The following is a 26,883-nucleotide window of genomic DNA, read 5'->3' on the forward strand; positions in this document are numbered from 1 at the left end:
GCTTGCCCGCGAATGGGGCGACTCGGTCTCAAGGCTTGAGCGCCTTCTTCGGATAAATGTCATACCGACTGGATTTGCCATCCAGCGCATGACTCGGCTTGGGCCCTTCGATACACGGCGCCTTGCGCGGGCGTTTGACCACAACCCGGTGAGTCGCCAGCGCCAAGGCCGCCTGCAGCAAAGCCGGGGCATCCGGGTCATCACCTACCAGCGGCCGGAACAGGCGCATTTCCTTCTTCACCAGCGCGGTTTTCTCGCGATGCGGAAACATCGGGTCCAGGTAGATCACCTGCGGCGGCTCGCCTTCCCAGTTGTTCATCACCTCGATCGAATTGCCCTTGAGCAGATGCATGCGCGCCACGATCGGCGCTACGTCGAAATCCTCCGCGCCACGGGCCAGGCCATCTTCGAGCAAGGCCCCGATCAGCGGCTGGCGCTCGATCAGGCTCATCTCGCAACCCAGGCTCGCCAGCACGAACGCATCCTTGCCCAGCCCCGCCGTGGCATCCAGCACCCGCGGGCGCACACCCTGAGCGATGCCGACCGCCTTGGCGATCATCTGCCCGCTGCCGCCACCGTACAACCGACGATGAGCCGCGCCACCCTCGACGAAGTCCACCCGCACCGGCCCCGGCGCATCCGGGCCGAGCTGTTGCAGCTGCAAGCCCTGCTCGCCCACCTGCAAGGCGAACTCACCGTCATCCACCTGCAACGGCAGGTCCAGACGTTCAGCCCACTGCTCGGCCTGTGGCTGAAAAGTCTCGCCCAGGGCTTCGACATGGATGCGGCACGCCGCCGGTTGATCAATCATTGGAAAATACGCTCAAAAAATTAATGATCGGCAAAATCGGCCGATAACAAAATTATCGAGCATTTTGCCAGAGCCGAGCGTCGACCGAGAGTCATGTCAGACATTCAACCCATCATCTCCGGTTTTATTTCGCCCTACGGCGACTACAGCCGGCAAAACACCCAGGCACTGAGCGGTGTCAGCCACATCTGGCAGGATTTTTTTGCCCGAGCGCTGAACGAACAGTCGGGTGAGGTGCTGCCTGAATCGCTGAACTTTCCACCAGTGGATCTCGAAAGCCCGGACGAACCCACCGTCGGCAGCGACCTGCTGGCGCACATCGTTGCTCAGCGCGAGTGCGACGTGAAAGACAACGAGATTCGCCCGCCCGAGCCGCTGTTCCTGCCGATTGCCGAGTTCGAAATGGATTTGGCCGACAAACCTTTCCCACCGTTCCCGCCGGAAGAAATCGTCGCCCAGCAGCGCGAGCAGAACTTCGACAGCGGCTGGGTCCGCCCGATCGTGCTGACTGCCGGTCAACCGGTGCCGGAAGCAGGCCCTGCGCCACAACCGCGTCCATTGCACCTGCCGATCGCCGAGTTCGAACTCGATCTGCTGGACAAACCGTTCCCGCCGTTCTCGCCGCAAGAAATGGTCGAACAACAGAAAGAACTCGACTTCGATAGCCGCTGGGCGCGCCCGATCGTTCTGCAGAACCTGCGCCTCGCCGCCTAACCTTCGCCTTCAGTTACAGACCCACCACGGCCCGACATCGACATGAAAGTGATTGCGATGGGCGGCGTTGTAATCCGGGCTCAACACCACGCTGAACAGGCCACAGGCACCGTCGCGGACCTGCCTTAGAAACTGCGCATCCTGATTGTCCTTGGGCCAGTCCTTGAGCACGCTGATGGCGCGGCCATCCGCCAGGCGGAAACCGGCGATATCCAGGGCGTTGGCTGAAGCGTGTTGACTCAAGCGACCACTCTCGCGGCCGTAGACATTGCGACAGGCAAAGCTTCCCAGATGATCGACCCGCGCCACGTTCTGACCATAGATCGCCTGCGCTGCCGGTTGCAGCGCGTGATGTTCGAACAGGGCGAAGGACACCGCCAGACGGCAACTGGCAAGGAAGCTGCTGCTCAACGCCACATCTCCGCCCTGCACTCGCAAGGCGTCGGTCAACGGGCACTTGGCGTCTGGGCTGTCGGCCTGACGGGTCACCCGTAGGCCGGAACTGCTCAGAGCCTGATCACAAAGCTGCGGATCAGCGCGCAGGCGCATCAGCTTGTAGCGGGTCAGCAGGTTCGGCGGCGCCTTCACATCCAGCGGCGCCCAGGGGTTCCACTGCGGCGGCACGGACACCCAGCCGCGCCAGACGCCCAAACCCGTCGCCGCTATCATCGACAGCCCCAGCAACAGCCACCAACGCAAGCGCATCGTCAGCCTTTGAAAAACTGATTGGCCTGAGCGTAGGGCATGGAGCGCGAGGTGAAGCTGAAGGTGCCCGACGTCTTGATCTCTTCGGCCGCACGGTAGAACTCGCCCAGTGCCGCCAGGGACAGCGCCGATCCGACACTGACGCGCGTGACGCCCATCTCGCCGAGTTGCTCGACCGTCAGCTTTAATCCGCCGGACATCAACACATTGACCGGCTTGGGCGCCACCGCGCGGACCACCGCCAGCACCTCATCGGCGTTACGCAACCCTGGCGCATAGAGCACGTCGGCGCCGGCTTCGGCGAAGGCCTGCAAACGGCGAATGGTGTCGTCCAGGTCCGGATTGCCGTGCAGGTAATTTTCGGCGCGAGCGGTAAGGATGAATGGGAACGGCAAGCTGCACGCGGCAGCGACGGCGGCCTTGACCCGGGCCACGGCGTGCTCGAAGCAATAGATGGGCGTGTCCGGGCGACCGGTGGCGTCTTCGATCGAACCGCCGACGGCGCCCGCGCCAGCGGCCTGCACGATGCTTTGCGCGCATTCGGCGGGGTCATCGGCAAAACCGTTTTCCAGATCCACCGACACCGGCAGGTCGGTGGCGGCAACGATCGCCCTGACGTTGGCCAGGGTGTCGTCCAGAGTCAGGCCGCCATCGGGGCGCGCCTGGGAAAAGGCGTAACCGGCACTGGTAGTCGCCAGCGCCTCGAAACCCAGGCCCGCGAGCATTTTTGCCGAGCCGGCGTCCCAGGGATTGGGCATCACGAATATCCCGCCGCGTTCGTGCAGGGCTTTGAACGCTTGGGCTCGAAGGGTTTGCGCATCCATTGGCAGGCTCCTGAAAAGGGGAACGAATCCGCCTTCAGAGCAGGCCAAGTTGCTCGGCGGCGGGCTCTCTGTATAGCTCAGGCAGCGCCGGCAAGCCAGGCAATCGCAACATCAACCGGCCATGAAAACGCTGCGCCAGCTTCGCCGCCAGCACGTTGTCGGCGGTGTGCAGGAAGATATAGGGCGTACGGCCTTCTTCGATCCACAGGGCGATTTTCTCCACCCAGGGCGTCAGGAACGAGTCGTTTGCTTCAAGCGTAGGATGGCCGATGAAGCGTACCTGCGGGCACTGGGTAAACGCCGCCGGACGTGGGGGAACCCTGGGCTTTTTCGACTGGGCGTGCAGCACCGAAGGCTCGGTGGAAGTGCAACTGAACAGCGCGCGCGGATCGAGGCAGATGCGTTCGACCCCACGATCCATAAGCAGGCGGTTGAGCATGCGCTCGCTGTCGCCCTTGGCGAAGAAATCGTCATGCCGCACTTCCACCGCCAGCGGTCGTTGCAGGGCGTCGATGAACCCGGCGAGTTCGGGCAGGCGCTGCGGGGTGAAGCTTTTCGACAGCTGCAACCACAGTGGCGATACCCGCTCGCCCAACGGGCTGAGCAATTGGACGAAGGTTTCGGCAGCGGTCAGTTGCTCTCGCAGGTCGCCGCCGTGACTGATGTCACCGGGAAACTTGGCGGTGAAACGAAAATGCGCAGGGAGAATTTCTGCCCAGCGCTGCACGGTACTGGCAGCCGGGCTGGCGTAGAAGGTCGTATTGCCTTCCACCGCGTTGAAAACCTGGGAGTAGAGATTGAGGAAATCGGAGGATTTGGCATCGGCGGGATAAAGGTAATCGCGCCAGGCGTTTTCGCTCCAGGACGGGCAGCCGAGATAATAAGGCAGCAGCATCAGATGTACAGATCGAGCCCCAGCACTTCAGCTTCCCAATCGACGAAACCGGCGGTGCTCAGGTAGCTGGCCAGGGCCATCGCCACGCTCTTGCTCATGGCGCGGTGGTAAAGCATGTCCTGCTGACGGGCGGGGAGGTTGCTCAGGCGTTGGGCGGCAGCCTTGGCGCGGGCGGCCAGTTGTTCCTCGGTGGGAAACTCCAGCTCGCCTTCGATATCGACGGACTCGTCTTCCACCACAGCGCCTTTGCGAGGCTTGCGCTTGATAGGGTAGGAATGAGAGGAAAGGCCGTCTATACGCATAAGTGCATGCTCGGTATCAGTGATGGCAGTTTAGTGTCGCTCAACCCACTTCGCAAACCGCCGAGTGATAACTAGAACACATAAAAGGCAAAAGGTTTAAAAGCTGGGGTTAGAAACGGACGATCGGCGCTGTTTGGGAATTTATCGCCAGCCCACATCTATGCAGCCCCCGAAAAACCTGTAGGAGCGAGGCTTGCCCGCGAAGGCGTCAGGTCAGTCGACATGGATGTCGAAAGTGCTGACCTCTTCGCGGGCAAGCCTCGCTCCTACAAGGATGTGCGCCAGGGTTTACCGCGCCTTCGGCGTTGCCACTTTGTCCCGCAGATACACAGGCTGCGCCTCATCGGCCACAATGGCCTCGCCGCGCTCCCAGGCAAATCGCGCCAGGGTCAACAGATCTTCAGCGTGGGGCAGCATGCCTGCGTCCTGCCCGCTCAAGTTCACGGCAATCCGCTCGCCATAACCCCAACCGGTCCCTGCGCCAAACCATTCGCCATTGGCATCCGCCGGCAGTGCAGCCGCTTCCGGTGGCAGGACCGCTTCCTGCCCGACCAGCCGCATCTCCCCCGCCGTTTCGCGGTAGCAGCCCCAATACACTTCATCCATGCGCGCATCGATAGCCGCCGCAACCTGACTGGCGCCGTGTTCGCGAAAGGCACGCTGGGCCAGGACGGCAAGGTTGGACACCGGCAACACCGGACGATCCAGCGCGAACGCCAGGCCCTGCACGACCCCAATGGCAATGCGCACACCGGTGAATGCACCCGGTCCACGACCGAAGGCAATCGCCTCGACCGCCTGCAAGGTGGTGCCGGCATCGGCCAGCAACTGCTGGATCATCGGCAGCAATTTCTGCGCATGCAGGCGCGGGATCACCTCGTAATGGCTCGTCACTTTGCCGTCGTGCAGCAAGGCAACGGAGCAAGCTTCAGTCGCGGTGTCCAGGGCCAGCAAGGTGCTCATCGATGTTTCCAAAAGTGTTATCAGAAAAAGGGCGTCAGTATAAACAACTACGGCCCGCAAGCGGGCCGTGGATGATACAGCGAGTCAGACTTTTCAGCTCAGGGCTGCAAGCACCTTGGAGGTGATTGCTTCAACCGAACCAACGCCTTCGATGTGGCTGTACTTCGGCTTGCCATTGGCAGCCGACAGATTCTGGTAGAAAGCCACCAGCGGTTTGGTCTGCGAGTGGTAGACCGACAGGCGATGACGCACGGTTTCTTCGGTGTCGTCCTTGCGCTGCACCAGCTCTTCACCGGTGACGTCGTCCTTGCCGGCCACTTTCGGCGGGTTGTAGACGATGTGGTACACGCGGCCGCTGGCCTCGTGAACGCGGCGACCGGCGATACGCTGGACGATTTCTTCGTCTTCAACGGCGATTTCAACCACAGCGTCCAGTTCGACACCGGCAGTCACCAGGGCTTCAGCCTGAGGAATGGTGCGCGGGAAACCGTCGAACAGGAAACCCTTGGCGCAATCGGCCTGGGAAATGCGGTCCTTGACCAGCGCGATGATCAGGTCATCGGAAACCAGGCCACCGGCATCCATGATGCCCTTGGCCTTCAGGCCCAGCTCGGTGCCGGCTTTGACCGCTGCACGCAGCATGTCGCCAGTGGAGATTTGTGGAATGCCGAATTTCTCGGTGATGAACTTAGCCTGAGTACCTTTACCGGCCCCGGGAGCTCCCAGCAGAATGACGCGCATCGATGTGCTCCTCAATTTTTTATATGGATAACGTCGGATTCGCCTCGTGGGGCCAATCTCAAAAATAGGGTCCGCGACCGCCCAAACGGCCAAAGGCTGATCAAGATACACAGCAGGCTGCGCCCACACAAGCCGCCAAAAGTCGGAGAAACCGCTGCCTGCTGCGACGTTTTGGCGCGGTTCTCCCCGTCGCAACCCCATCATTAACTGTCGCCTGGCCGTACTTTTTCAACGGCCATCGATCGGCATCCCGCGCACGCGCCGGATGCCTTCCCCCACCGCGAAAACCTTAGCCGGTATTACGCAAACCGGCGGCAATTCCCGCCACAGACACCAGCAACGCCTGCTCCACCGGGCTGCCCTGCGCCACTTCCTGTTGCCGGGAACGCGCCAGCAATTCGGCCTGCAATAGATGAAGCGGGTCCAGGTAGGTGTTGCGCAGGCGGATGAATTCAAGGGTATCTGGGCTATGTGCCAGTAGCTGGGACTGGCCGGTCATCCCCAGAACGATCGAGCATGCCTGCGACAATAGGTCGCGTAAGTGCGCGCCCAACGGCAACAGATCCGGCTCGACCAGACGCTCGTCGTAGGACTGGGCGATTTCCGCGTCGGCCTTGGCCAGCACCATCTCCAGCATATCGATGCGGGTCCGGAAGAACGGCCATTGCTCGCGCATCTGCCCCAGCAGCTCGCCCTCTCCGCGCTCCAGCGCCTTGCTCAGTGCCGCTTCCCAGCCGAGCCAGGCCGGCAGCATCAGGCGAGTCTGGGTCCAGCCGAAAATCCACGGAATCGCCCGCAGGCTTTCGATGCCGCCGGCGCGGCGCTTGGCCGGACGACTGCCCAGCGGCAGGCGACCTAGCTCCTGTTCCGGTGTCGACTGGCGGAAATACTCGACGAATTGCGGGTTTTCCCGGACCACGGCGCGATACGCACTGACGCCGTCGGCGGCCAATTCGTCCATCAAATGGCGCCACTCGGGCGTCGGTGGTGGCGGCGGCAGCAAGGTCGCCTCGAGTACCGCGGCCAGATACAGGTTGAGGTTCTGTTCGGCGATGTCCGGCAGGCCGAATTTGAAACGAATCATTTCCCCCTGCTCGGTGGTGCGGAAACGTCCGGCCACCGATCCCGGTGGCTGCGACAGGATCGCCGCGTGGGCCGGGCCGCCGCCGCGACCCACGGTGCCGCCGCGACCGTGGAACAACAACAGCTCCACCTGTTGCTCGCGGCAGATGTCCACCAGACGTTCCTGCGCCCGATACTGTGCCCATGCCGCCGCCGTGGTGCCGGCGTCCTTGGCCGAATCGGAGTAGCCGATCATCACTTCCTGCGGCCCTTGCAGACGCGCGCGATAACCCGGCAGCAGCAACAGTTTTTCGATCACGGGCCCTGCGTTGTCGAGGTCCGCCAGGGTTTCGAACAGCGGCACCACGCGCATCGGCCGCAACACGCCGGACTCCTTGAGCAGCAACTGCACCGCCAGCACATCGGAGGCGGCACCGGCCATGGAGATCACGTAAGAACCGAGCGAGGCCGCAGGCGCCGCGGCGATTTCACGACAGGTCGCCAAGACTTCGGCGGTGTCGGCGGACGGTTTGTAGTGGGCAGGCAACAGCGGGCGACGGTTATTCAGTTCCTGGGTGAGGAAGGCGATGCGCTCTTCTTCGCTCCAGTCCTCATAACGACCCAGGCCCAGGTAGTCGGTGATCTCGGTCATGGCCGCGCAGTGGCGTGTCGAATCCTGACGCACGTCCAGTCGCACCAGGAACAGGCCAAAGGTGACGGCCCGACGCAGGCAGTCGAGCAACGGGCCGTCGGCAATCACGCCCATGCCGCATTCGTGCAGCGAGTGGTAGCAAAGCTCCAGCGGATCGAGCAGATCGCGGTTGTCCTGCAGCACATCGGCGGTGGCTGTCACAGGCGACGTCAACGCGCTGTGCGCCCAATTGCGCGTGGCGCGCAGGCGTTCGCGCAACTGCTTGAGCACCGCGCGGTAAGGCTCGGCACTCTCCCCCGCCTTGGCCTTCAGCGCCTCGCTGGCCTGCTGCATCGACAGGTCGGCGGCGAGTTGATCGACATCGCGCAGGTACAGATCGGCCGCCATCCAGCGCGCCAGCAACAGCACTTCACGGGTGACGGGCGCAGTGACATTGGGGTTGCCGTCGCGGTCGCCGCCCATCCACGAGGCGAAGCGAATCGGCGCCGATTCCAGCGGCAGGCGCAGGCCGGTGGCGGCGTGCAGGGCCTGGTCGGCCTTGCGCATGTAATTGGGGATAGCGTGCCACAGCGAATGCTCGATCACCGCAAAGCCCCATTTGGCTTCATCGACCGGTGTCGGGCGGGTGCGGCGGATTTCTTCAGTGTGCCAGGCTTCGGCGATCAGACGCTGCAGGGTCGACTTGATCTGCTCGCGCTCGGCGGTGGTCAGGTCGCGATGGTCCTGGGCCGCCAGTTGCGCGGCAATGGCGTCGTATTTCTGGATCAGGGTGCGGCGGGCGACTTCAGTGGGGTGCGCGGTGAGCACCAGCTCGATTTCCAGGCGCCCCAATTGCCGGGCCAGGGATTCGGCACTGTGGCCTTCGGCGCGCAGGCGGGTGAGCAATTCCGGCAACACCCGGCATTCGAACGGCGCCGGCTGCGACTCGTCGCGACGATGAATCAACTGATACTGCTCGGCGATGTTGGCCAGGTTGAGGAACTGGTTGAACGCCCGCGCCACCGGCAGCAATTCGTCTTCGCTCAGCTGGTTGAGGCTGGCGCTGAGTTCGGCGTCCATGGAGCCGCGACGGTCGGCCTTGGCCCCTTTGCGGATCTGCTCGATCTTGTCGAGGAAACTGTCCCCGTACTGGTCACGAATGGTGTTGCCCAACAGTTCACCTAGCAGGTGAACGTCCTCGCGCAAGCGTGCATCAATATCGGTCATCAACAGTTCTCCAGCAAAGAATCCGGGCGGCCAAGAACCCCAAGAGTGCCGCTCCGGGCCAGTTCTTACAACCCAGACGACGAAGGGACTTCAAACCTTCGAGGCAGAAGCTAGTCTGAACAATAGGCCGTACAACGGCTTTCGCCGGTCACTGCCGGTTACTCACCCTGCCTGCCACGAGCAGGCGCGACATGAGGTCATTATGAAAATCCGCGAGCTTGTCCATCACTGGGAAGAAAACGCCAAGGGTCGCCTGACCGACACCGGCTACTCGATTCATCTGGACGTGGAAGCGGCCGCCAGGCTGGCGGCGATCATCGAAATGTATCCCAAGCGGCAACCCGAAGAATTGCTCGGCGAACTGATCGGCGCCGCGCTGGAAGAACTGGAAAAAAGCTTTCCCTATGTGAAGGGCTCGACCGTGGTGGCGACCGATGAGGAAGGCGATCCGCTGTACGAAGACATCGGCCCGACGCCGCGTTTCCTGGCGCTGTCGCGTCGGCATTTGCACGATATGTCCACGGGTAATGACAAGCAAAAACACTGATTTTTTGATTTCTGTAGGAGCGAGCACGCTCGCGATGGACTCGAAAACGACGCGGGGTATCAGATGCCCAACGTTAACGTTCACGACCATCGCGAGCATGCTCGCTCCTACAGGTATTGCGTTCCCCCTGCCTTTTCGCCTCGCCCGTTTTTTCGGACTTCAGGCAATTTCTCTGAACTTTTGAAAAAAGCCTCCGGTCAATCCCAGTAACCACGCCTGGGACGGCCGTTTCAAAAACGCCGCGAAAACGAAGCTTTCGGCTCCTTGCCCAGGATGGATTGTTCAGTAGTTCAGGAGTAAGCCCAATGGAGTTGAAAATCATGAAAACCTGCACAGGCAAATCCTCGTCCACCCCACTGCGCAACCTGAAGATGGCTGCCCTGGCCATCGGCGCCGGCCTCGTGCTGGCCGGTTGTGCCGGCAACCCTCCCACCGAGCAGTTCGCGGTCACCGAATCGGCGGTCAACAGCGCAGTCAGCGCCGGCGGTACCGAATTCGCCGCAGTGGAAATGAAGACCGCGCAGGACAAGCTCAAGCAAGCCGAAATCGCCATGCACGACAAGAAATACGACCAGGCCAGAACCCTCGCCGAACAGGCTGAATGGGACGCTCGCGTGGCCGAGCGCAAGGCTCAGGCAATGAAAGCCGAACAAGCAGTGAAGGACTCTCAGAAAGGCGTTCAGGAACTGCGTCAGGAAAGCCAGCGCACCGTTCAGTAACGGCGCGGCGCCACGCACTTCTTAATCGACTAAAAGGACGACACCATGAATTCCAAACAATTGATGATCCCTGCCCTGCTGGCTGCAAGCGTTGCTTTGGCTGCGTGCTCCACACCGCCCAACGCCAACCTTGAACAGGCTCGCACCAATTACTCCGGCCTGCAGGCGGATCCGCAGGCGAGCAAAGTTGCGGCCCTTGAAACCAAGGAAGCCAGCGATTATCTGGACAAGGCCGACAAGGCCTACCTGGACAAGCAGGACGAGGCCAAGGTTGATCAACTGGCCTACCTGACCAACCAGCGCGTGGAAGTGGCCAAGCAGACCATCGCCCTGCGCACCGCTGAAGCCAATCTGAAAAACGCTTCGGCGCAACGTGCCCAGGCACGACTCGATGCCCGCGACCAGCAAATCAAGCAGCTGCAGGACAGCCTCAACGCCAAGCAGACCGATCGCGGCACGCTGGTGACTTTCGGTGACGTGCTGTTCGCCACCGACCGCGCTGATCTGAAGTCCAACGGTCTGACGAACATCAACACGCTGGCGCAGTATCTCCAGCAGAACCCCGATCGCAAAGTGATCGTCGAGGGCTACACCGACAGCACCGGTACGGCGTCTCACAACCAGTCCCTGTCGGAACGTCGAGCTGGCTCGGTGCGTATGGCGTTGGTGAAGATGGGTGTCGATCCGGCACGGATCGTGGCCCAGGGTTATGGCAAGGAGTATCCGGTCGCGGATAACGGCAGCGTCTCCGGCCGGGCACAGAATCGTCGGGTGGAAGTGACGATTTCCAACGATAACCAGCCGGTGATGCCGCGTTCGGCGGTGAGTTCTTACACCCAGTAATCGTCGGTTGCAGTAGATCCTGTGGGAGCGAGCCTGCTCGCGATAGCGGTGGGACAGTTAACGCATATGTTGAATGTCAGATCGCATCGCGAGCAGGCTCGCTCCCACAAGGGGTTTTGTGTATGGCTTTGATTACGGCTGCAACTTCTGCGGCGTCTCCTGCCCCATACAGCGCACGGCCTTCTTGCGGTCGTTGACCAGCACGCCGGTCAGGCCTTTCTGTTCGGTGTCGAACAGCACCAGCACGCCATCGATGCACTGCGCCACTTGCGCGGCCGGTTCCAGGGAGACGCGGTAATCCTCGCCCGGAACGGTCTTGAGCATGGTGAATTCGTTGAGCAGCAACGCATCCTCAGGCTTGGCGAAGTGCAGGTAGCCGTACCACCACAGGGCGCCCACGGTGCCGAGGATGCTGCAGATACCGGTGATGATCAGCGGGATGGCGTTACGTTCTTCACTCATTGCGGACTCTCTGGTGGTTCATCTTCAGAATGTTCGGGGGCCGGGTAATTGGGGATCTCACCCAGGCGGCGCAGGCCGTTGAAATGCTGCGGGTCGTCGAGGTAGCGCAGCATGACTTTGCGCCAGACCGGGTCGGCGAACGTCTGCACGTGCCCGCCCCGGGTCAGTTGCAGGACGCGCGGCGGCGGCGCAGCTTGATACAGAAGGATGCCATTGGAAAGGGGCACGATCGGATCGTCGATGCTGTGGTAGATCAATTTCGGCACGCCCTTGAGTTGCGGCATGGAGTTGATCGCACTGTCGCCGTCCGGCACCAGCCAGGACAACGGCACCTGGAACGCCCACAACAACCATGAATGACTCAACGCAAACTGGCCGACGCTGCGGTAACTGGCGGGCACGCCGTCGAGCACGATGGCCTTGAGCTGGGTCTGCCGCTCGGGGTGTTGCCCCAGATAGTGCACCGCCATCGAACCACCGAGGCTCTGGCCGAGCAGGATCAGGGGTTTACCCTTGACCTCGGGCGCCTGATCGAGCCATTTGAAAGCGGCGTCGATGTCCTGATAGATCTCCGGCAACTCAGGCTTTCCTTCGGACAGACCGTAACCGCGATAGTCCAACAACAGCACTTGATAGCCCTGCTCCGGTAGCCAGTAACTGCCGCCCAGGTGCATTGGCAGATTGCCGCCGTTACCGTGCAGGTGCAGCACCGTGCCCTTGACCTCGACACCTTTTTTGGCCGGCAGCCACCAGGCATTCAGCTTGAGACCGTCGGCGGTGGTCAGGGTGATCTCGCGATATTCGAGCTTGGCTTTTTCCGGGGTGAACAGCTGGCCGGGCTCGGGATAGAACAGGAACGAACTGCAACCGCTCAGGGCCAGGAGGAGGCAGATGGTGCCGAGGATTCGCATCCGGTGAAACCTCGCAAGTGATGGCGTGAAATACGGTTCAAATGTGGGAGCGGGCTTGCTCGCGAATGCGGTATTTCAGTCAACAAGGATGTTGAATGTTAGACCGCATTCGCGAGCAAGCCCGCTCCCACAGGGGATCTTCATTGGACCTAGAGAATGTTGGAGTAATCCGCCTCGATCCGGTCCAGGCTCAAATGGTTGAGGAAGTTGGAGAAGCACATCCACGCCGACAACGCATTCATGTCACGGAACTGCTCCGGCAGGTATTTGGGCGGTACCACCAGCCCCTCGTCCACCAGTTGGCGCAAGGTGCGCATGTCTTCCAGGGTGGTCTTGCCGCAGAACAGCAGCGGTATCTGCTCCAGCTTGCCTTTGCGCACGGCCAACTGAATGTAGTTGTAAATCATGATGAAGCCCTTGAGGTAGGACAAGTCTTTGGTAAATGGCAGACCTGTCGGCACCGAACCGCGGAAAACGCGGCTGGTGTTGCTGTAGCTCTCGGGCATTTCGAAACCCTGCTCGCGGAAGAACTCGAACACCTGCAGGAAGTCCGCGCCCTCCTCCACCATGTGAATGGCGCGGGTGCGGTTGGTCAGCTTGCGCAGGCGGCTCGGGTAGGAGGCGAAGGTGATGATTTCCATCAGGATCGCCAGGCCTTCCTGGGTCACCGTCGACGAGGGTGGGCCCTTGGCCAGGAAGGTGCAGATCGGCTGGTTCAGGCCGTTGAGTGTGGTGCCGACATGCACCAGGCCTTCGTGGACTTCCAGGGCGCGCACGTCGCGCTCGTTGAACATCGCGTCGGTACGGATCTTGATGTAGTCGGCGCCCGCCGCCGCATCGGCGACGATGCCGTCGGACTCAAACACCCGGATGGTTTCCTCGGCCTCACCGAACACCCGGTTCAAGCGCGTTTGCAGCATGTGGACCGCATCCTTGGCGGTCAGGGTCTTGGGTTCGTCCTTGAGGTCGCCACGACCGTCGATGTTGTTCAGGTAGTCCGACAGCATCAGGCCCAGGTCGGACAGCGTCGGGTCACCGGCGTGGAAGGCGTCGGAGGCGGCGCCATACAGCTCCTGGGAAATCAGTCCGAAATCCTCAGTGCCCCGCGCCTCAAGCATGCGGATCACCATCCGGTATTCCTTGCACATGCGACGCATGATCTGGCCGACCGGGTTGAACTGGCCGAGCTGGCGAGTGATGTCGCGCTCGATGTTCTGGAATTCCAGCTTCACCTTGCTGGAGTCGAACGCCAGCGGACGGTTGAGGTAATAGTCGCGGTCAACCTTCGGCAGTTCCTTGCCCTTGGCCTTGAGGAAGTCCTTGCGGATATTGTCATCCCATTTGACCGCATCGAGGACGCGGATCGGCGTCTGCGCCAGCACTATGCGATCGGACAGAATGCGTATCGACTGCTGGTAATCGTCCACCGGAAACTCCTGTTGAAACCGTTATCTACTGGATTATTTTGCTTTGGCCTGACGCTGGTAACGCACCACTTCGACAAAGACGTCGGAATTGGCCGGGTCATCGAGGTACGCGGACACCTGGTCCATGTGGCTGTCGATCAGCACGCCATCGCCATCGTCGGTCTGAAAGCCTTCGCCGTTCAGGGCCTTTTGCTGCACGGCCTGCTTGATCTGTTCGAGGTCGAGGTTGTAGACCACCAGCTCACGTTTATCGGTGAGTTCGAACCCGGCAATGGTGTAGTGCCCACCGAACTGCGACGGCACTTTCGCCGACAAGTACCAGCGGTTGCCGTGACGTGAGACGGTGAAGGGATAGGCTTCGCGCTCCCGGGGCTTGGCGCGGAAGTAGCTGACGGCCTGATAGCGGTTTTCGCCGACGCGGGTCAGCTCCAGATTGACCGGCTCACCCCAGGCGTTAGTGCTGGTCCATTTGCCGAGCAACCCCTTGGGCGCAGGCTCACTTGTGGGCAGTGGTTCCTTGAAAGTCACCAGACAGCCACTGAGCAGCAGCAACGACAAGGCGATCACGACGACACGCCAGGCTTTCATTCAACACTCCCTTGATGACTCGACGCTGCACCTGTAGCAGCTGCTACAGGGAACCGATTAGACCGAAGCCAGCACCAGATGCATATAACGCTTGAGTATGCCGAGCATTTCTTCTTCATCAGCCGGCTCGGCGTCGTTGAGCAGGCCCTGATATTCCATCCGTCCGATTATAGCCGTCAACACTTTGGCATCCTGCTGCGGCTCGCGGGAACCCAATACTTCGAAAAGCTGGCAGGAACCCTGTAGCAGAATCTGCTGGTGGGAACGCACCAGTTGCGCCAGACGCGGGTTGAGCAGCGCTTCCTGGCGGAAGGCCTGCTCGGCCATCAAATGCTCGCGACGGGTCACCAATTGGCGGTGCACGTAATCGGTCATCAGCCGCGCCAGCTCGTCCGCCAGGTGCTTGCGCGCCTCGGGGCTGCCATCGCCGCTGGCGATCAGCTCGTGCAGCAGGCCCTGGTTGTTGATCCACAGCTTGGCCATGTAGGCCGCGCTGCGCTCCACGTATTGGGCGAAGGTATCTGTGAGCAGGTCATCGATGTCCTTGAAGTAGTAAGTAGTGGCCGACAGCGGCACATTGGCCTCGGCGGCCACGGCCCGGTGGCGCACCGCTCGCACGCCATCGCGCACGACAATACGCATTGCCGCATCGAGAATGTCCTGCCGACGCTGCTCACTGCCCTGCCGGCTGGCCTTGCGCCCCTGATACTGAACACTTTCAGCGACCGCAGTGGCGATACCCGCTGCACCTTCTTGAGCCGTTGCATGGTTCACGACGGGATTTCCTCTCTCTACTTCAAAATTAACTATTTGATACGTTTGTACCAGACAGGCAATAAAAAACCGCCTATCGGAGGCGGTTTTTTATTTGAGCCAATTACGCTTGCGGACGCATGTGCGGGAACAGGATCACGTCGCGGATCGACGGTGAGTTGGTCAGCAACATCACTAGACGGTCGATGCCGATACCTTCACCGGCCGTTGGCGGCATGCCGTACTCCAGCGCGCGAACGAAGTCGGCGTCGTAGTGCATGGCTTCGTCGTCGCCAGCGTCCTTGTCAGCCACCTGCGCCATGAAACGCTCGGCCTGGTCTTCCGCGTCGTTCAACTCGGAGTAGGCGTTGGCGATTTCACGACCACCGATGAACAGCTCGAAACGGTCGGTGACGTTCGGGTTGTCATCGTTGCGACGAGCCAGCGGCGACACTTCGAACGGGTATTGGGTAATGAAGTGCGGCTGCTCCAGCTTGTGCTCGACCAACTCTTCGAAAATCATCACCTGCAGTTTGCCCAAGCCTTCGAAGCCCAGCACCTTGGCACCGGCCTTCTTGGCGATGTCACGGGCTTTGTCGATGTCGTTCAGATCATCGGCGGTCAGCTCAGGGTTGTACTTGAGGATCGAGTCGAACACCGACAGGCGCGCGAACGGCTCGCCGAAGTGGAACACCTTGTCGCCGTACGGCACGTCAGTGCTGCCCAGAACCAGCTGCGCCAGTTCGCGGAACAGTTCTTCGGTCAGGTCCATGTTGTCTTCGTAGTCGGCGTAAGCCTGGTAGAACTCCAACATGGTGAATTCAGGGTTGTGACGAGTCGAAACGCCTTCGTTACGGAAGTTGCGGTTGATCTCGAACACTTTCTCGAAGCCGCCAACAACAAGGCGCTTGAGGTAAAGCTCAGGCGCGATACGCAGGAACATTTCCATGTCCAGCGCGTTGTGGTGGGTTTCGAACGGCTTGGCTGCCGCGCCGCCCGGAATGGTTTGCAGCATCGGCGTTTCCACTTCCAGGAAGTCACGCTTCATCAGGAAGCTGCGGATGTGGGCGATGACTTGCGAACGCACGCGGAAGGTCTGGCGCACGTCTTCGTTGACGATCAGGTCAACGTAACGCTGACGGTAACGCTGTTCGGTGTCGGTCAGGCCGTGGTGCTTGTCCGGCAGCGGGCGCAGGGATTTGGTCAGCAGACGCACGCTGGTCATTTCAACGTACAGGTCGCCCTTGCCGGAACGGGCCAGGGTGCCTTCGGCGGCAATGATGTCGCCCATGTCCCAGGTTTTCACCGCGGCCAGGGTTTCTTCGGACAGGGTCTTGCGGTTGACGTAGACCTGAATGCGACCGGTCATGTCCTGGATCACCATGAACGAGCCACGGTTGAGCATGATGCGACCGGCAACCTTGACCGGGATTGCAGCCTCTGCCAGCTCTTCCTTGGTCTTGTCCGCGTACTGTTTCTGCAACGCATCGCAGTAGTTTTCGCGGCGGAAGTCGTTCGGGAAGGCGTTGCCCTTGGCGCGCTCGGCAGCAAGCTTTTCCTTGCGCAGGGCGATCAGGGAGTTTTCTTCCTGTTGCAGGGCTTGCGGGTCGAGTTCTAGGTCGCTCATGTCTTTAAAAATTCCATCACAGGTTCGTTACCCTCGGCATTTGGCCGAGGTTCGCGGGCAAGCCTCGCTCCTACAGGGGCTGCGGTGTGTCCACAGCCCCGAGGGCGTGCTTTATAGCCCGGATTTCAGGCTGGCTTCCAGGTATTCGTCGATATCGCCGTCGAGCACCTTGTCGCAGTCGCTGCGTTCGATGTTGGTACGCAGATCCTTGATCCGCGAGGCATCGAGCACGTACGAACGGATCTGGTGACCCCAGCCGATATCGGACTTGGTGTCTTCCAGAGCCTGGGAAGCGGCGTTGCGCTTCTGCATTTCCTGCTCGTACAACTTGGCCCGCAGCATTTTCATGGCGGTGTCCTTGTTGGCGTGCTGGGAACGTTCGTTCTGGCAGCTGACCACGGTGTTGGTCGGTACGTGGGTGATACGTACGGCCGAGTCGGTGGTGTTTACGTGCTGACCACCGGCACCGGAGGAACGATAGGTGTCGATGCGCAGATCCGCAGGGTTGATCTCGATTTCCACCTTGTCGTCGATCTCCGGCGAGACGAATACCGCGGAGAACGAGGTGTGGCGACGGTTGCCGGAGTCGAACGGGCTCTTGCGCACCAGACGGTGCACGCCGATCTCGGTCCGCAGCCAGCCAAAGGCGTATTCGCCCTTGATGTGCACGGTGGCGCCCTTGATCCCGGCGACCTCACCGGCCGACAGTTCCATGATGGTCGCGTCGAAACCGCGTTTGTCAGCCCAGCGCAGGTACATGCGCAGCAGGATGTTGGCCCAGTCCTGGGCTTCGGTGCCGCCGGAACCGGCCTGGATGTCCAGGTAGGCGTTGTTCGGGTCCATTTCGTGGCTGAACATGCGGCGGAATTCGAGCTTGGCGAGGTTTTCCTCGAGACGGGCCAGCTCGGCGACGACGTCGCTCACGGCGCCTTCGTCATTTTCCTCGACCGCCATGTCCAGCAGGTCGCGGCAATCGGCCAGACCGCTGTTCAATTCGTCGAGGGTCTCGACGATCTGCGCCAGCGCAGAGCGCTCGCGGCCCAGCTCCTGGGCGTATTCAGGCTTGTTCCAGACACTCGGATCTTCAAGCTCGCGGTTGACCTCGGTCAGACGCTCATGCTTTTGATCGTAGTCAAAGATACCCCCGAATGGTTTCGGAGCGCTCGGACAGGTCCTTGATAGTGTTCAGGATCGGGTTGATTTCCATGGCGGGCAGCACTCGTAGGCGAACTTTTGAAAGCCGGCGAGTATAACGGCAAACGGCCGCCAACGGCAGTCCGCTTGGTCGAAAACGCCGCTGCCGCATTCGATCCTCGCAACGACGCAAATCAATTGTGGTGAGGGGATTTATCCCCGTTGGGCTGCGAAGCGGCCCCAAAAAGATGGGACTGCTGCGCACTCCAACGGGGATAAATCCCCTCACCACAGATAAATCCCCTCACCACAGGTTATTTTCAGGGCAGATGATTCAGCCGATGCCTACTTGATTTCGCCCATTATGCTTGGCCAGGTACAACCCCTTGTCCGCCGCCGAGATCAGTTCGCGGCAGTTGGTGCCGGCTTTCGGGGTGACGGTCGCAAGGCCGATGCTGATGGTCAGGCTGGAGCCTTCGCTCGGGGAGATGTGCGGGATTTTCAGGGCTTCGACGGTCATCCGCAGTTTTTCCGCCACCAGTCGCGCACCGCCCTGTGAGGTGTTGGGCAGTACCAGGGCGAACTCTTCGCCGCCGTAACGGGCCGGCAGGTCGGATGGCCGGGCGCTGGCCTCGCGGATCGCCGTGGCGACCTGGCGCAGGGCTTCGTCGCCTTCCAGGTGGCCGAAGGTGTCGTTGTAGGTCTTGAAGTAATCCACGTCGATCATCAGCAGCGATAGCTGGCTCTGTTCGCGCAGGGAGCGGCGCCACTCCAGTTCCATGTACTCGTCGAAGTGCCGGCGGTTGGACAGCCCGGTCAGGCCGTCGGAGTTCATCAGGCGTTGCAGCACCAGGTTGGTGTCGAGCAGTTGCTGCTGGCTGACCCGCAGCGCACGGTAGGCGGCGTCGCGCTGCAAAAGGGTCATGTAGGAACGCGAGTGATAGCGGATGCGCGCCACCAGTTCGATGTTGTCCGGCAGCTTGACCAGGTAATCGTTGGCCCCGGCCGCGAACGCCGCGCTCTTGATCAGCGGGTCTTCCTTGGTCGACAGGACGATGATCGGGATGTCCTTGGTCGCCGGGTGATTGCGGTATTCGCGCACCAGGCTCAGGCCGTCGAGGCCGGGCATGACCAGATCCTGCAGGATCACCGTCGGTTTGATCCGCACCGCGTGGGCGATGGCCTGGTGCGGGTCGGCGCAGAAGTGAAAGTCGATGTTTTCTTCGTTCGACAACCCGCGCCGAACGGCCTCGCCGATCATCGCCTGATCGTCCACCAACAGCACCATGGCGGCGTTTTCGTCAGTCTTGAAGTCGTCGAGTTGTAATTCAGTCATGTGCGTTCACCTGAAAACTGCCTGGGCCAGGATTGCTGCTAATAGTAGTCATTTTGGAAAGATCTCCAGCAATCGTGGCGCTATCTTCTCCAGCGGACGGATCTCGACGGCGGCATCGATGGCCGCGGCTGCCTTGGGCATGCCGTACACCGCGCTGCTGTTCTGGTCCTGGGCGATGGTCAAGTAGCCCTGCTGGCGCAGAAGTTTAAGCCCCTGCGCGCCATCACGTCCCATGCCGGTGAGCAAAACGCCGACCGCATCACCGTTCCAGTGACGGGCCACGCTCTCGAAAAATACGTCGATCGAAGGTCGATAGATTTCGTTGACCGGCTCGGCGGTGTAAGCCAGCGTGCCGTTCTTCAACAAGCGAATATGGTGATTGGTGCCCGCCAGCAGCACGGTGCCGCTTTGCGGAGGCTCGCCCTCGTGGGCCAGGCGCACCTTCAGGCCGCTGGCGCTCGCCAGCCATTCGGCCATGCCGGCAGCGAATACCTGATCCACATGCTGCACCAGCACGATGGCCGGGGAAAAGTTTCGCGGCAGGCCTTTGAGCAGCACTTCCAGCGCCGCCGGCCCACCGGCCGACGAGCCAATGGCGATCAGGCTCTGGCGCGAGACCGAACTGCGCGATGGGCCCGGGTCCGGACGCTCGCGCGGGGTCTTGTCGCCGATCAGCCAGCCGATGTTCATGATTTTGCGTAACAACGGCGCCGCCGCGTCCTGGGCATTGCCAGCGCCCAAGGCCGGGGTATCGACTACGTCCAGCGCACCGTGGCCCATGGCTTCGAACACCCGGTGCACGTTCTGCTGGCGATCCACGGTGACAATGACGATGGCGCAGGGGGTTTCGGCCATGATCCGCCGGGTCGCTTCCACTCCGTCCATCACCGGCATGATCAGGTCCATCAGAATCAGGTCAGGTGTCTGCTCGGCGCACTTCTGCACCGCTTCCTTGCCATTGCCGGCCACCCAGATCACCTGGTGCGCAGGCTCGAAGGCCAGCGCCCGGCGCAAGGCCTCCACAGCCATGGGCATATCGTTGACGATTGCTATCTTCACGCCCTCGCTCCTCCTATGAGCTCATCGACTGCATCGAGCAAGGCGTCGTCATGGAAACTGGCCTTGGCTAGATAATAGTCGGCTCCGGCATCCAGTCCACGACGCCGGTCTTCCTCACGATCCTTGTAGGACACCACCATCACCGGCAGCGACTGCAGGCGGTTGTCGCGGCGCAGCAACGACACCAACTCGATGCCGTCCATGCGCGGCATGTCGATATCGGTGATCAACAGATCGAAGTTCTCCGAACGCAGGGCGTTCCAGCCGTCCATGCCATCGACCGCCACCGCCACGTCGTAGCCGCGATTGAGCAGCAGCTTGCGTTGCAGTTCGCGCACGGTCAGGGAGTCGTCCACCACCAGAATCCGCTTGCGCGCCGCTTCGACGGCCTGACCGCCTTGGCGGGCGATGCGTTCCAGGCGCCCGGTATTGAGCAGTTTGTCCACCGAACGCAGCATGTCTTCGACGTCGACGATCAACACCACCGAACCGTCGTCGAGCAAGGCTCCGGCGGAAATGTCCTGCACTTTGCCAAGGCGCTCATCCAGCGGCAGCACCACCAGGGTTCGCTCGCCGATGAAACGCTCGACCGCGACGCCATATGCCGTATCGCGCTCGCGAATGACCACCACCTTCAGGGTCTGTTGATTGTTCTGGCTCGCCGGACGATGCAGCAACTGACTGGCTGCAACCAGGCCGACATGCCGGCCTTCATGCCAGAAGTGCTGGCGTCCCTCGACCTGCACGATGTCCGATGGCTCCAGATCGCACATGCGTTCGATGTGAGCCAGCGGGAAGGCATAGGCCTCGCCGCCCACTTCGACCACCAGACTGCGCACCACCGACAGGGTCAGCGGCACTTCAAGATGGAAACGGCTGCCCTCGCCCGCCGTCTGCTCCAGCTCCACCGCGCCGCGCAACTGGCGGACCATGTGCTGCACCGCGTCCAGGCCGACGCCGCGCCCCGACACCTCAGTGACTTTCTCTCGCAAGCTGAAGCCCGGCAGAAACAGAAAGGTCAGCAGCTCCTCTTCGCTTAACTGCGCGGCAGTTTCTGGTGGCGACAACTGGCGTTCGACCACACTTCGACGGACCTTTTCCAGATCGACGCCATTGCCGTCATCGCTCAGTTCCAGCACCAGCAAACCGGCCTGATGGGAAGCGCGCAGGCGGATCAGGCCTTCTTCCGGTTTGCCAGCCAGGAGCCGTTGCTCCGGGGTTTCGATGCCGTGATCCACCGCGTTACGCAACAAGTGGGTCAGCGGCGCTTCGAGTTTCTCCAGCACATCGCGGTCGACCTGGGTTTTCTCGCCTTCGATTTCCAGGCGCACCTGTTTGCCAAGGCTGCGACCCAGATCGCGGACCATGCGCACCTGGCCGGTCAGCACATCGGCGAACGGCCGCATGCGGCAGGCCAGCGCGGTGTCGTAAAGCACCTGCGCGCGCTGACTGGCCTGCCAGGCGAACTCATCGAGTTCGGCGTTTTTCTCCGCCAGCAGCTGCTGGGATTCGGCCAGCAGGCGTCGCGCATCATCGAGGGCTTCCTGGGCTTCGAGGCTCAGGGCCTGGTCCTTGAGATGGACGTTGAGATTTTCCAGCGCCCGCAGGCTGTTGTTCTGCATGCGTTTGAGGCGCTGCATGGTGGCCAGGTGCGGCTTGAGGCGCAGGGTTTCCACCAGGGATTTGCTCGACAGGTCGAGCAGGCTGTTCAGGCGTTCGGCAGTAACCCGCAATACGCGCTCGCCGTTTTCGGTGGTGCGCTTCTTTTTCGGTGTGGATACGGATTCGGCAGGTGCAGGCTCGACGACTGGGGCGGGTGTCTCGATTGGAGCCGCTGGCTGTTCAACCTTCGGCGCTTCGAGTTGCAGCTCCGCCATGACCGGCGCAGCGGGCGGAACAGCTGGAGCAACTGCAGCCGCCGGATCGAGCAAGCGTGCCATCAAGGCCACGTAGGCCTCGATATCCGCAGGCTGCGGCGCAGTGGCCGGCGTGGCGATGCGCATCAGCAGATCGGTGCCCTGCAGCAAGGCGTCGATGTGTTCGGGACGCAGGTACAGCCGCCCTTCCTGGGCGCTGACCAGGCAATCTTCCATGACGTGGGCGACACTGACGCCGGCGTCAATCCCGACGATCCGCGCCGCGCCCTTGAGCGAGTGCGCCGCGCGCATGCACGATTCCAATTGGTCGGCCTGGGTAGGGTCGCGCTCCAGGGCCAGCAGACCCGCGCTCAGCACCTGGGTCTGGGCTTCGGCTTCCAGGCCGAACAGCTCCAGTAAAGAGGCGTCGCGCATTTGTTCGGGGGTCATGTGAGGCTCCGGGTCACGGCGGACAGCAGCTGTTCTTCATCCAGCCAGCGCAGGCTGCGACCCCTGAATTGCAATACGCCACGGGTGTACTTGGCGTCGGCATGAGCACCGGAACGCGACGCCGCGTCGAGCAGGCGTTCGTCTATGGCATGAATACCGTCCACTTCGTCCACCGGCACCACCACCGGCCCACCATGGGCGGCAATGATCAGCATGCGCGGCATGACCCGCGCGCCGGACGCCACCCCACCGCCACTTTCCAGCCCCAGCAATTCGGACAGCGACAGGCACGCCACCAGCGCCCCGCGCACGTTAGCCACCCCGAGCAAGGCCCGGGAGCGCTGATGCGGCAGTGAGTGAATGGCCTGCTGCGGCGCCACTTCCACCAGACTGCGGGTCGCCAGACCCAGCCACTCCTCGCCCAGACGAAACATCAGCAGCGAACGGGTCTTGACCTCTTCTTCGACCGTATCGGCAACCTGTACGCGATCTTCCTGCTGCAACGCATAACGATCCAGCAGGCGCGTCGCCGCAGCCGAGTACACCGAGCAATTGCGGCAATGAATGTGATCGACCAGCAGCGGGCAGGATTTGTCGCCATGAATACCGATGCGGTTCCAGCAATCGTCGATGGCCTGGGCATCTTCACGGGTGACGCTAAAGGTGTCGGCGGCAATCATCGTTTACGCTCACTGTCGGCGGCGCGCTCGCTGCGGGCGGCGCGCTCGCTGCGGGCGGCGCGGTCCTGCAATCGTCTGGCACCGACGCTGTCGCCCTGGGCCTGCAGCAGCGCCGCCAGGTGCATCAATGCGTCGGGGTGTTGCGGTTCTAGATACAGCGCCTTGCGGTAAAACCCCTGAGCCTCTGGCACGTTGCCGCCCACATCGCTGAGCAGTCCCAGCCAGTAGAACACCTGGGCCACCGGCTCGTGGTTGCGCAGGTAGCGCTCGCACGCGGCACGGGCTTCGGTGCTTTTGCCTTCGTTGGCCAATTCGGCAATGTTTGCCAGCAATGCCGCGGTATCGGCGCTGCCGGGCTTTTCTGAAGCGGCAGGACGAGCCATGGGTTGCGCAACGCTGGCGAACGGACGCCGGGGAACCGGCGGCGGCGCGACATGACGCGCCGGTTGCCGCGCAGGCTGGGGAATGGGTACAGGTGCAGGAACGAAGACGGGCAGCGGTTCCACCTCTGCCGCACTTTGGCGACTGAAGGCAAAGGACTGCGGGATGCCGATCGAGCGCATGCCCAGGCGCCCCAACAGACTGCCTTCGGCAGGACCGATGAACAGCACGCCATCGACATGGGTCAGGCGCTTGAGCACTTCGAACACCTGCTTTTGCGTCGCCAGGTCGAAATAGATCAGCAGATTGCGGCAGAACACGAAATCGAAAGGTGGCTCGTTGGCCAGCAACGCGGGATCCAGCACATTGCCGACCTGCAATCGCACCTGATCAAGCACCCGGCTGTTCAGGCGATAACCGTCACGGTCGGCGGTGAAATAGCGATCGCGATAGGCGATGTCCTCGCCGCGAAAGGAGTTCTTGCCATACACCGCCCGCCGGGCCTTTTCCACCGACAAGGGGCTGACGTCCATGCCTTCGACCTTGAACTGGTGCGGCTTGAACCCTGCATCCAGCAGCGCCATGGCAATCGAGTACGGCTCTTCGCCGGTGGAGCATGGCAGGCTGAGAATCCGCAGGGCACGTAGGTTGTTGATTTCAGTCAGGCGGCGGGCGGCCAGTTTCGCCAGAGTGGCAAAGGATTCCGGGTAACGGAAGAACCAGGTTTCCGGGACGATGACCCCTTCGATCAGCGCCTGCTGCTCATCGCCGGAGCCTTGCAGGATTCGCCAGTATTCATCCGCCGTCTGCGCATTGCAGGCGATGCTGCGTTGGCGTACCGCCCGCTCGATGATCGCCGGGCCCACCGAGGTCACGTCGAGGCCGATACGGTCTTTGAGGAAATCGAAAAAACGCTGATCGTTGTTCATGACTGTTCCTCAAGCAGCGCGAGGTCCAGCGGTGGTGACGGGAACAACAACGCGCGGACTCGCTCATCCAGCAGATCGGCGACCCGCACCCATTGCAGCAAGCCCAGTTCGTCGTTGCGCACCGGCCCCAAATAAGGCGCCTGGGGATTGTCCAGGCCATAGGGCTGAAAATCCGCGGGGTCGCAGCGCAGGGTGTCGGTAGCTTGTTCGAGGATCAGTCCGAGCAGTTGCTTCGGTGCACTTTCATCGGTTTGGTAATGCACCAGCACCAGCCGCGTGCTGGTCCGCGCCTGGGCAGGCGCACCGAAGGTCAGCGCACTGAGGTCGATCACCGGCACCACTGCGCCACGCCAGGCGAACACCCCCGCCACCCAATGAGGCGCGTGGGCGATCGGTTTCAGGGGCACTCGCGGCAGCACCTCCGCCACTTCGGTCGCGCGCAGGGCGTAGCGCTCGCTGCCGATGCGAAACACCAGGAACAGCACATGCGCCGTCTGTTTCACGGCAGTGCGCTTGGCGGTGAGTTCGTTCATCAGACTTTGAATCGCGAGACGCCGCCGCGCAGCCCGACGGCCACCTGGCTCAACTCATCGATGGCAAAACTGGCCTGACGCAGAGACTCGACGGTCTGGCTGCTGGCATCGCCCAACTGCACCAGCGCGTGGTTGATCTGCTCGGCGCCGGTGGCCTGGGCCTGCATGCCTTCGTTGACCATCAACACCCGTGGCGCCAGCGCCTGCACCTGATGGATGATCTGCGACAACTGCTCGCCCACCTGCTGCACCTCGGCCATGCCACGGCGCACTTCCTCGGAAAACTTGTCCATGCCCATCACGCCCGCCGAGACCGCCGACTGGATCTCGCGCACCATCTGTTCGATATCGTAGGTGGCGACGGCGGTCTGGTCCGCCAGACGCCGCACTTCGGTGGCGACCACGGCAAAACCGCGGCCGTATTCACCGGCCTTCTCGGCCTCGATGGCGGCGTTGAGCGACAGCAGGTTGGTCTGGTCGGCGACCTTGACGATGGTCACCACCACCTGATTGATGTTGCCGGCCTTCTCGTTGAGGATCGCCAGCTTGGCGTTGACCAGATCGGCCGCGCCCATCACCGAGTGCATGGTTTCTTCCATGCGTGCCAGACCTTGCTGGCCGGAGCCGGCAGCGACGGACGCCTGATCGGCAGCGGTGGACACTTCGGTCATGGTGCGCACCAGATCCCGCGAAGTCGCGGCGATTTCCCGGGACGTCGCGCCGATTTCAGTGGTGGTGGCGGCGGTTTCGGTGGCGGTGGCCTGCTGTTGCTTGGAGGTCGCGGCGATCTCGGTGACCGAGGTGGTGACCTGCACCGACGAGCGCTGGGCCTGGGACACCAGGGAAGTCAGCTCGGCCATCATGTCGTTGAAGCCGGTTTCCACCGCGCCGAACTCGTCCTTGCGATCCAGGTTCAGACGTCCGCTGAGATCGCCGGTGCGCATCACTTCCAGGATCTGCACGATGCGATTCATCGGCGCCATGATCGCGCGCATCAGCAAAAGACCGCAGAGGCCGGCGGCCAGCACGGCGATCAGCAGAGAAATCCCCATGATGGTTTTGGCGGTGAGCACCGCGTTGTCGATGGCGGCGATGTCCCTGTCGGCCACGGATTTGTTGTGGCTCAGGATTTCGCTGAGTTTCACGCGCCCTTGGGTCCAGGCCGGCGTCAGCTCATCGTTGAACATCTTGAGGGCGTCGGCTTCCTGGTTGCGCTTGTGCAGGTCGATAACGGCAGCCAGGATGCGGTGGTATTGATCATGAGCCTGTTGGAACGCCGCGTATTCGGTTCGGTCTTCTTCGTCGGCGATCGTTCCGCGATAGAGCTCCATCTGCTCCAGCAGACGGGATGAGTAGGCATCGAAGTCTGCAGTGTCCTTGGCGCTGAAACCCCGCCCTTCCTCAAGGCCGAGCATGGCCTGAATGCGCAAATAACTGTCAGACCAGGCCCCGCGAATCATCGAGCTGTAATACAGACCCGGCAGCGCATCCTCTCGCACGCTGGCTTCACTGCTTTCGATCTTCAACAGCCGCGAATACGAGACGACCACCATCAACAGCATGATGGCGATGATGACTGCAAAACTCGCCAAAATGCGTTGGCGCAACGTCCAGTTCTTCACAGGCTGTCCTCGGGTTGTTTCGGAATTGTTTCGAAATGCGGGGAGTATAGCCGAGGGTGGTGTTTCATTAATAAGACGGTTGAGGGGGGATCAGGCAGAAAGGGGCGGTGGAATGGTCATTGGGTGGAGGTGGCGGGGAATATGCCTTCGC

Annotated in this window: 26 protein-coding genes; 4 read left to right on the forward strand and 22 right to left on the reverse strand. The window is 61.7% G+C overall.

Features of this window, described 5'->3' with window-relative positions; all coding sequences use genetic code 11:
* Positions 1-28 precede the first annotated feature (28 nt).
* The gene (locus K9857_RS19810; protein ID WP_263487939.1) at positions 29-811 is read right to left on the reverse strand and encodes a class I SAM-dependent methyltransferase; all 783 of its coding nucleotides are present in this window, start codon (positions 809-811) and stop codon (positions 29-31) included.
* A gap of 93 nt (positions 812-904) precedes the next feature.
* Between K9857_RS19810 and K9857_RS19815 the strand changes: the two genes are divergently transcribed.
* Positions 905-1,525, forward strand: coding sequence for an energy transducer TonB (locus tag K9857_RS19815; protein WP_224538514.1), 621 nt, complete (start codon positions 905-907; stop codon positions 1,523-1,525).
* Positions 1,526-1,534: 9 nt separating this feature from the next.
* Here the strand turns inward: K9857_RS19815 and K9857_RS19820 are convergent, their stop codons facing one another.
* The 7 genes from K9857_RS19820 to ppc form a co-directional block, all read right to left on the reverse strand.
* Positions 1,535-2,230 (reverse strand): extensin family protein, encoded by a 696-nt coding sequence (locus K9857_RS19820; protein WP_224538516.1) that lies wholly within the window; start codon positions 2,228-2,230, stop codon positions 1,535-1,537.
* A 2-nt stretch (positions 2,231-2,232) separates the two neighbouring features.
* A complete protein-coding gene (locus K9857_RS19825; protein WP_224538518.1) occupies positions 2,233-3,054 on the reverse strand; it encodes an oxaloacetate decarboxylase in 822 nt (273 codons plus the stop codon).
* A gap of 34 nt (positions 3,055-3,088) precedes the next feature.
* Entirely contained in the window at positions 3,089-3,949 is an 861-nt protein-coding gene (locus K9857_RS19830) for a DUF72 domain-containing protein (RefSeq protein WP_224538520.1), read from the reverse strand.
* Entirely contained in the window at positions 3,949-4,251 is a 303-nt protein-coding gene (locus K9857_RS19835) for a hypothetical protein (RefSeq protein WP_224538522.1), read from the reverse strand. Before K9857_RS19835 ends, K9857_RS19830 begins: the two co-directional genes overlap by 1 nt.
* A gap of 288 nt (positions 4,252-4,539) precedes the next feature.
* Positions 4,540-5,214, reverse strand: coding sequence for a tRNA (adenosine(37)-N6)-threonylcarbamoyltransferase complex dimerization subunit type 1 TsaB (tsaB, locus tag K9857_RS19840; protein ID WP_224538524.1), 675 nt, complete (start codon positions 5,212-5,214; stop codon positions 4,540-4,542).
* A gap of 93 nt (positions 5,215-5,307) precedes the next feature.
* The gene (gene adk, locus K9857_RS19845) at positions 5,308-5,955 is read right to left on the reverse strand and encodes an adenylate kinase (protein ID WP_224538526.1); all 648 of its coding nucleotides are present in this window, start codon (positions 5,953-5,955) and stop codon (positions 5,308-5,310) included.
* A gap of 289 nt (positions 5,956-6,244) precedes the next feature.
* Positions 6,245-8,875 (reverse strand): phosphoenolpyruvate carboxylase, encoded by a 2,631-nt coding sequence (ppc, locus tag K9857_RS19850; RefSeq protein WP_224538528.1) that lies wholly within the window; start codon positions 8,873-8,875, stop codon positions 6,245-6,247.
* A gap of 202 nt (positions 8,876-9,077) precedes the next feature.
* On the opposite strand from ppc, the gene K9857_RS19855 reads away from it, so the two are divergent.
* The 3 genes from K9857_RS19855 (at position 9,078) to K9857_RS19865 (ending at position 10,984) form a co-directional block, all read left to right on the forward strand.
* On the forward strand, positions 9,078-9,422 hold the full coding sequence (locus tag K9857_RS19855; protein WP_175375153.1) for a pilin assembly protein: 345 nt from the start codon (positions 9,078-9,080) through the stop codon (positions 9,420-9,422).
* 305 nt (positions 9,423-9,727) lie between these two features.
* Positions 9,728-10,141, forward strand: coding sequence for a DUF4398 domain-containing protein (locus K9857_RS19860; RefSeq protein WP_224538530.1), 414 nt, complete (start codon positions 9,728-9,730; stop codon positions 10,139-10,141).
* 45 nt (positions 10,142-10,186) lie between these two features.
* The gene (locus tag K9857_RS19865) at positions 10,187-10,984 is read left to right on the forward strand and encodes an OmpA family protein (protein ID WP_224538533.1); all 798 of its coding nucleotides are present in this window, start codon (positions 10,187-10,189) and stop codon (positions 10,982-10,984) included.
* Positions 10,985-11,116: 132 nt separating this feature from the next.
* On the opposite strand, the gene K9857_RS19870 is transcribed toward K9857_RS19865, so the two are convergent.
* From K9857_RS19870 to K9857_RS19935, 14 genes are all read right to left on the reverse strand, one after another.
* A complete protein-coding gene (locus tag K9857_RS19870) occupies positions 11,117-11,446 on the reverse strand; it encodes a hypothetical protein (protein ID WP_224538535.1) in 330 nt (109 codons plus the stop codon).
* The gene (locus tag K9857_RS19875; RefSeq protein WP_224538536.1) at positions 11,443-12,357 is read right to left on the reverse strand and encodes an alpha/beta hydrolase; all 915 of its coding nucleotides are present in this window, start codon (positions 12,355-12,357) and stop codon (positions 11,443-11,445) included. Before K9857_RS19875 ends, K9857_RS19870 begins: the two co-directional genes overlap by 4 nt.
* A gap of 149 nt (positions 12,358-12,506) precedes the next feature.
* Entirely contained in the window at positions 12,507-13,784 is a 1,278-nt protein-coding gene (locus K9857_RS19880) for a flavohemoglobin expression-modulating QEGLA motif protein (protein ID WP_224538538.1), read from the reverse strand.
* 33 nt (positions 13,785-13,817) lie between these two features.
* A complete protein-coding gene (locus tag K9857_RS19885; RefSeq protein WP_224538540.1) occupies positions 13,818-14,372 on the reverse strand; it encodes a hypothetical protein in 555 nt (184 codons plus the stop codon).
* A 57-nt stretch (positions 14,373-14,429) separates the two neighbouring features.
* On the reverse strand, positions 14,430-15,146 hold the full coding sequence (locus K9857_RS19890; RefSeq protein ID WP_224538542.1) for a TetR/AcrR family transcriptional regulator: 717 nt from the start codon (positions 15,144-15,146) through the stop codon (positions 14,430-14,432).
* A 103-nt stretch (positions 15,147-15,249) separates the two neighbouring features.
* Positions 15,250-16,752, reverse strand: a complete 1,503-nt coding sequence (gene lysS / locus K9857_RS19895; RefSeq protein WP_224538545.1) for a lysine--tRNA ligase — start codon at positions 16,750-16,752, stop codon at positions 15,250-15,252.
* Positions 16,753-16,863: 111 nt separating this feature from the next.
* Positions 16,864-17,959, reverse strand: a protein-coding gene (prfB, locus tag K9857_RS19900; protein ID WP_224538547.1) for a peptide chain release factor 2 whose coding sequence is annotated in 2 segments (ribosomal slippage) — positions 16,864-17,886 and positions 17,888-17,959 — 1,095 coding nt in all. Because the reading frame shifts where the segments join, the coding sequence is not laid out codon by codon here.
* Between the two features lie 261 nt (positions 17,960-18,220).
* A complete protein-coding gene (locus K9857_RS19905; RefSeq protein ID WP_224538549.1) occupies positions 18,221-19,222 on the reverse strand; it encodes a PleD family two-component system response regulator in 1,002 nt (333 codons plus the stop codon).
* Positions 19,223-19,270: 48 nt separating this feature from the next.
* Entirely contained in the window at positions 19,271-20,281 is a 1,011-nt protein-coding gene (locus tag K9857_RS19910) for a chemotaxis response regulator protein-glutamate methylesterase (protein WP_224538551.1), read from the reverse strand.
* Complete coding sequence (locus K9857_RS19915; protein WP_224538553.1) at positions 20,278-22,587, reverse strand: hybrid sensor histidine kinase/response regulator; 2,310 nt, start codon at positions 22,585-22,587, stop codon at positions 20,278-20,280. The genes K9857_RS19910 and K9857_RS19915 overlap by 4 nt, the downstream gene beginning before the upstream one ends.
* Complete coding sequence (locus K9857_RS19920) at positions 22,584-23,267, reverse strand: chemotaxis protein CheW (RefSeq protein ID WP_224538554.1); 684 nt, start codon at positions 23,265-23,267, stop codon at positions 22,584-22,586. The genes K9857_RS19915 and K9857_RS19920 overlap by 4 nt, the downstream gene beginning before the upstream one ends.
* Positions 23,264-24,577: a CheR family methyltransferase gene (locus K9857_RS19925; protein WP_224538556.1), complete on the reverse strand. Its 1,314-nt coding sequence runs from the start codon at positions 24,575-24,577 to the stop codon at positions 23,264-23,266. Before K9857_RS19925 ends, K9857_RS19920 begins: the two co-directional genes overlap by 4 nt.
* On the reverse strand, positions 24,574-25,110 hold the full coding sequence (locus K9857_RS19930) for a chemotaxis protein CheW (protein WP_224538558.1): 537 nt from the start codon (positions 25,108-25,110) through the stop codon (positions 24,574-24,576). Before K9857_RS19930 ends, K9857_RS19925 begins: the two co-directional genes overlap by 4 nt.
* Complete coding sequence (locus K9857_RS19935) at positions 25,110-26,732, reverse strand: methyl-accepting chemotaxis protein (RefSeq protein ID WP_224538560.1); 1,623 nt, start codon at positions 26,730-26,732, stop codon at positions 25,110-25,112. Before K9857_RS19935 ends, K9857_RS19930 begins: the two co-directional genes overlap by 1 nt.
* Positions 26,733-26,883 lie beyond the last annotated feature (151 nt).

The sequence above is a fragment of the Pseudomonas sp. REP124 genome (assembly GCF_020164475.1).
Taxonomy (GTDB): Bacteria; Pseudomonadota; Gammaproteobacteria; order Pseudomonadales; family Pseudomonadaceae; genus Aquipseudomonas.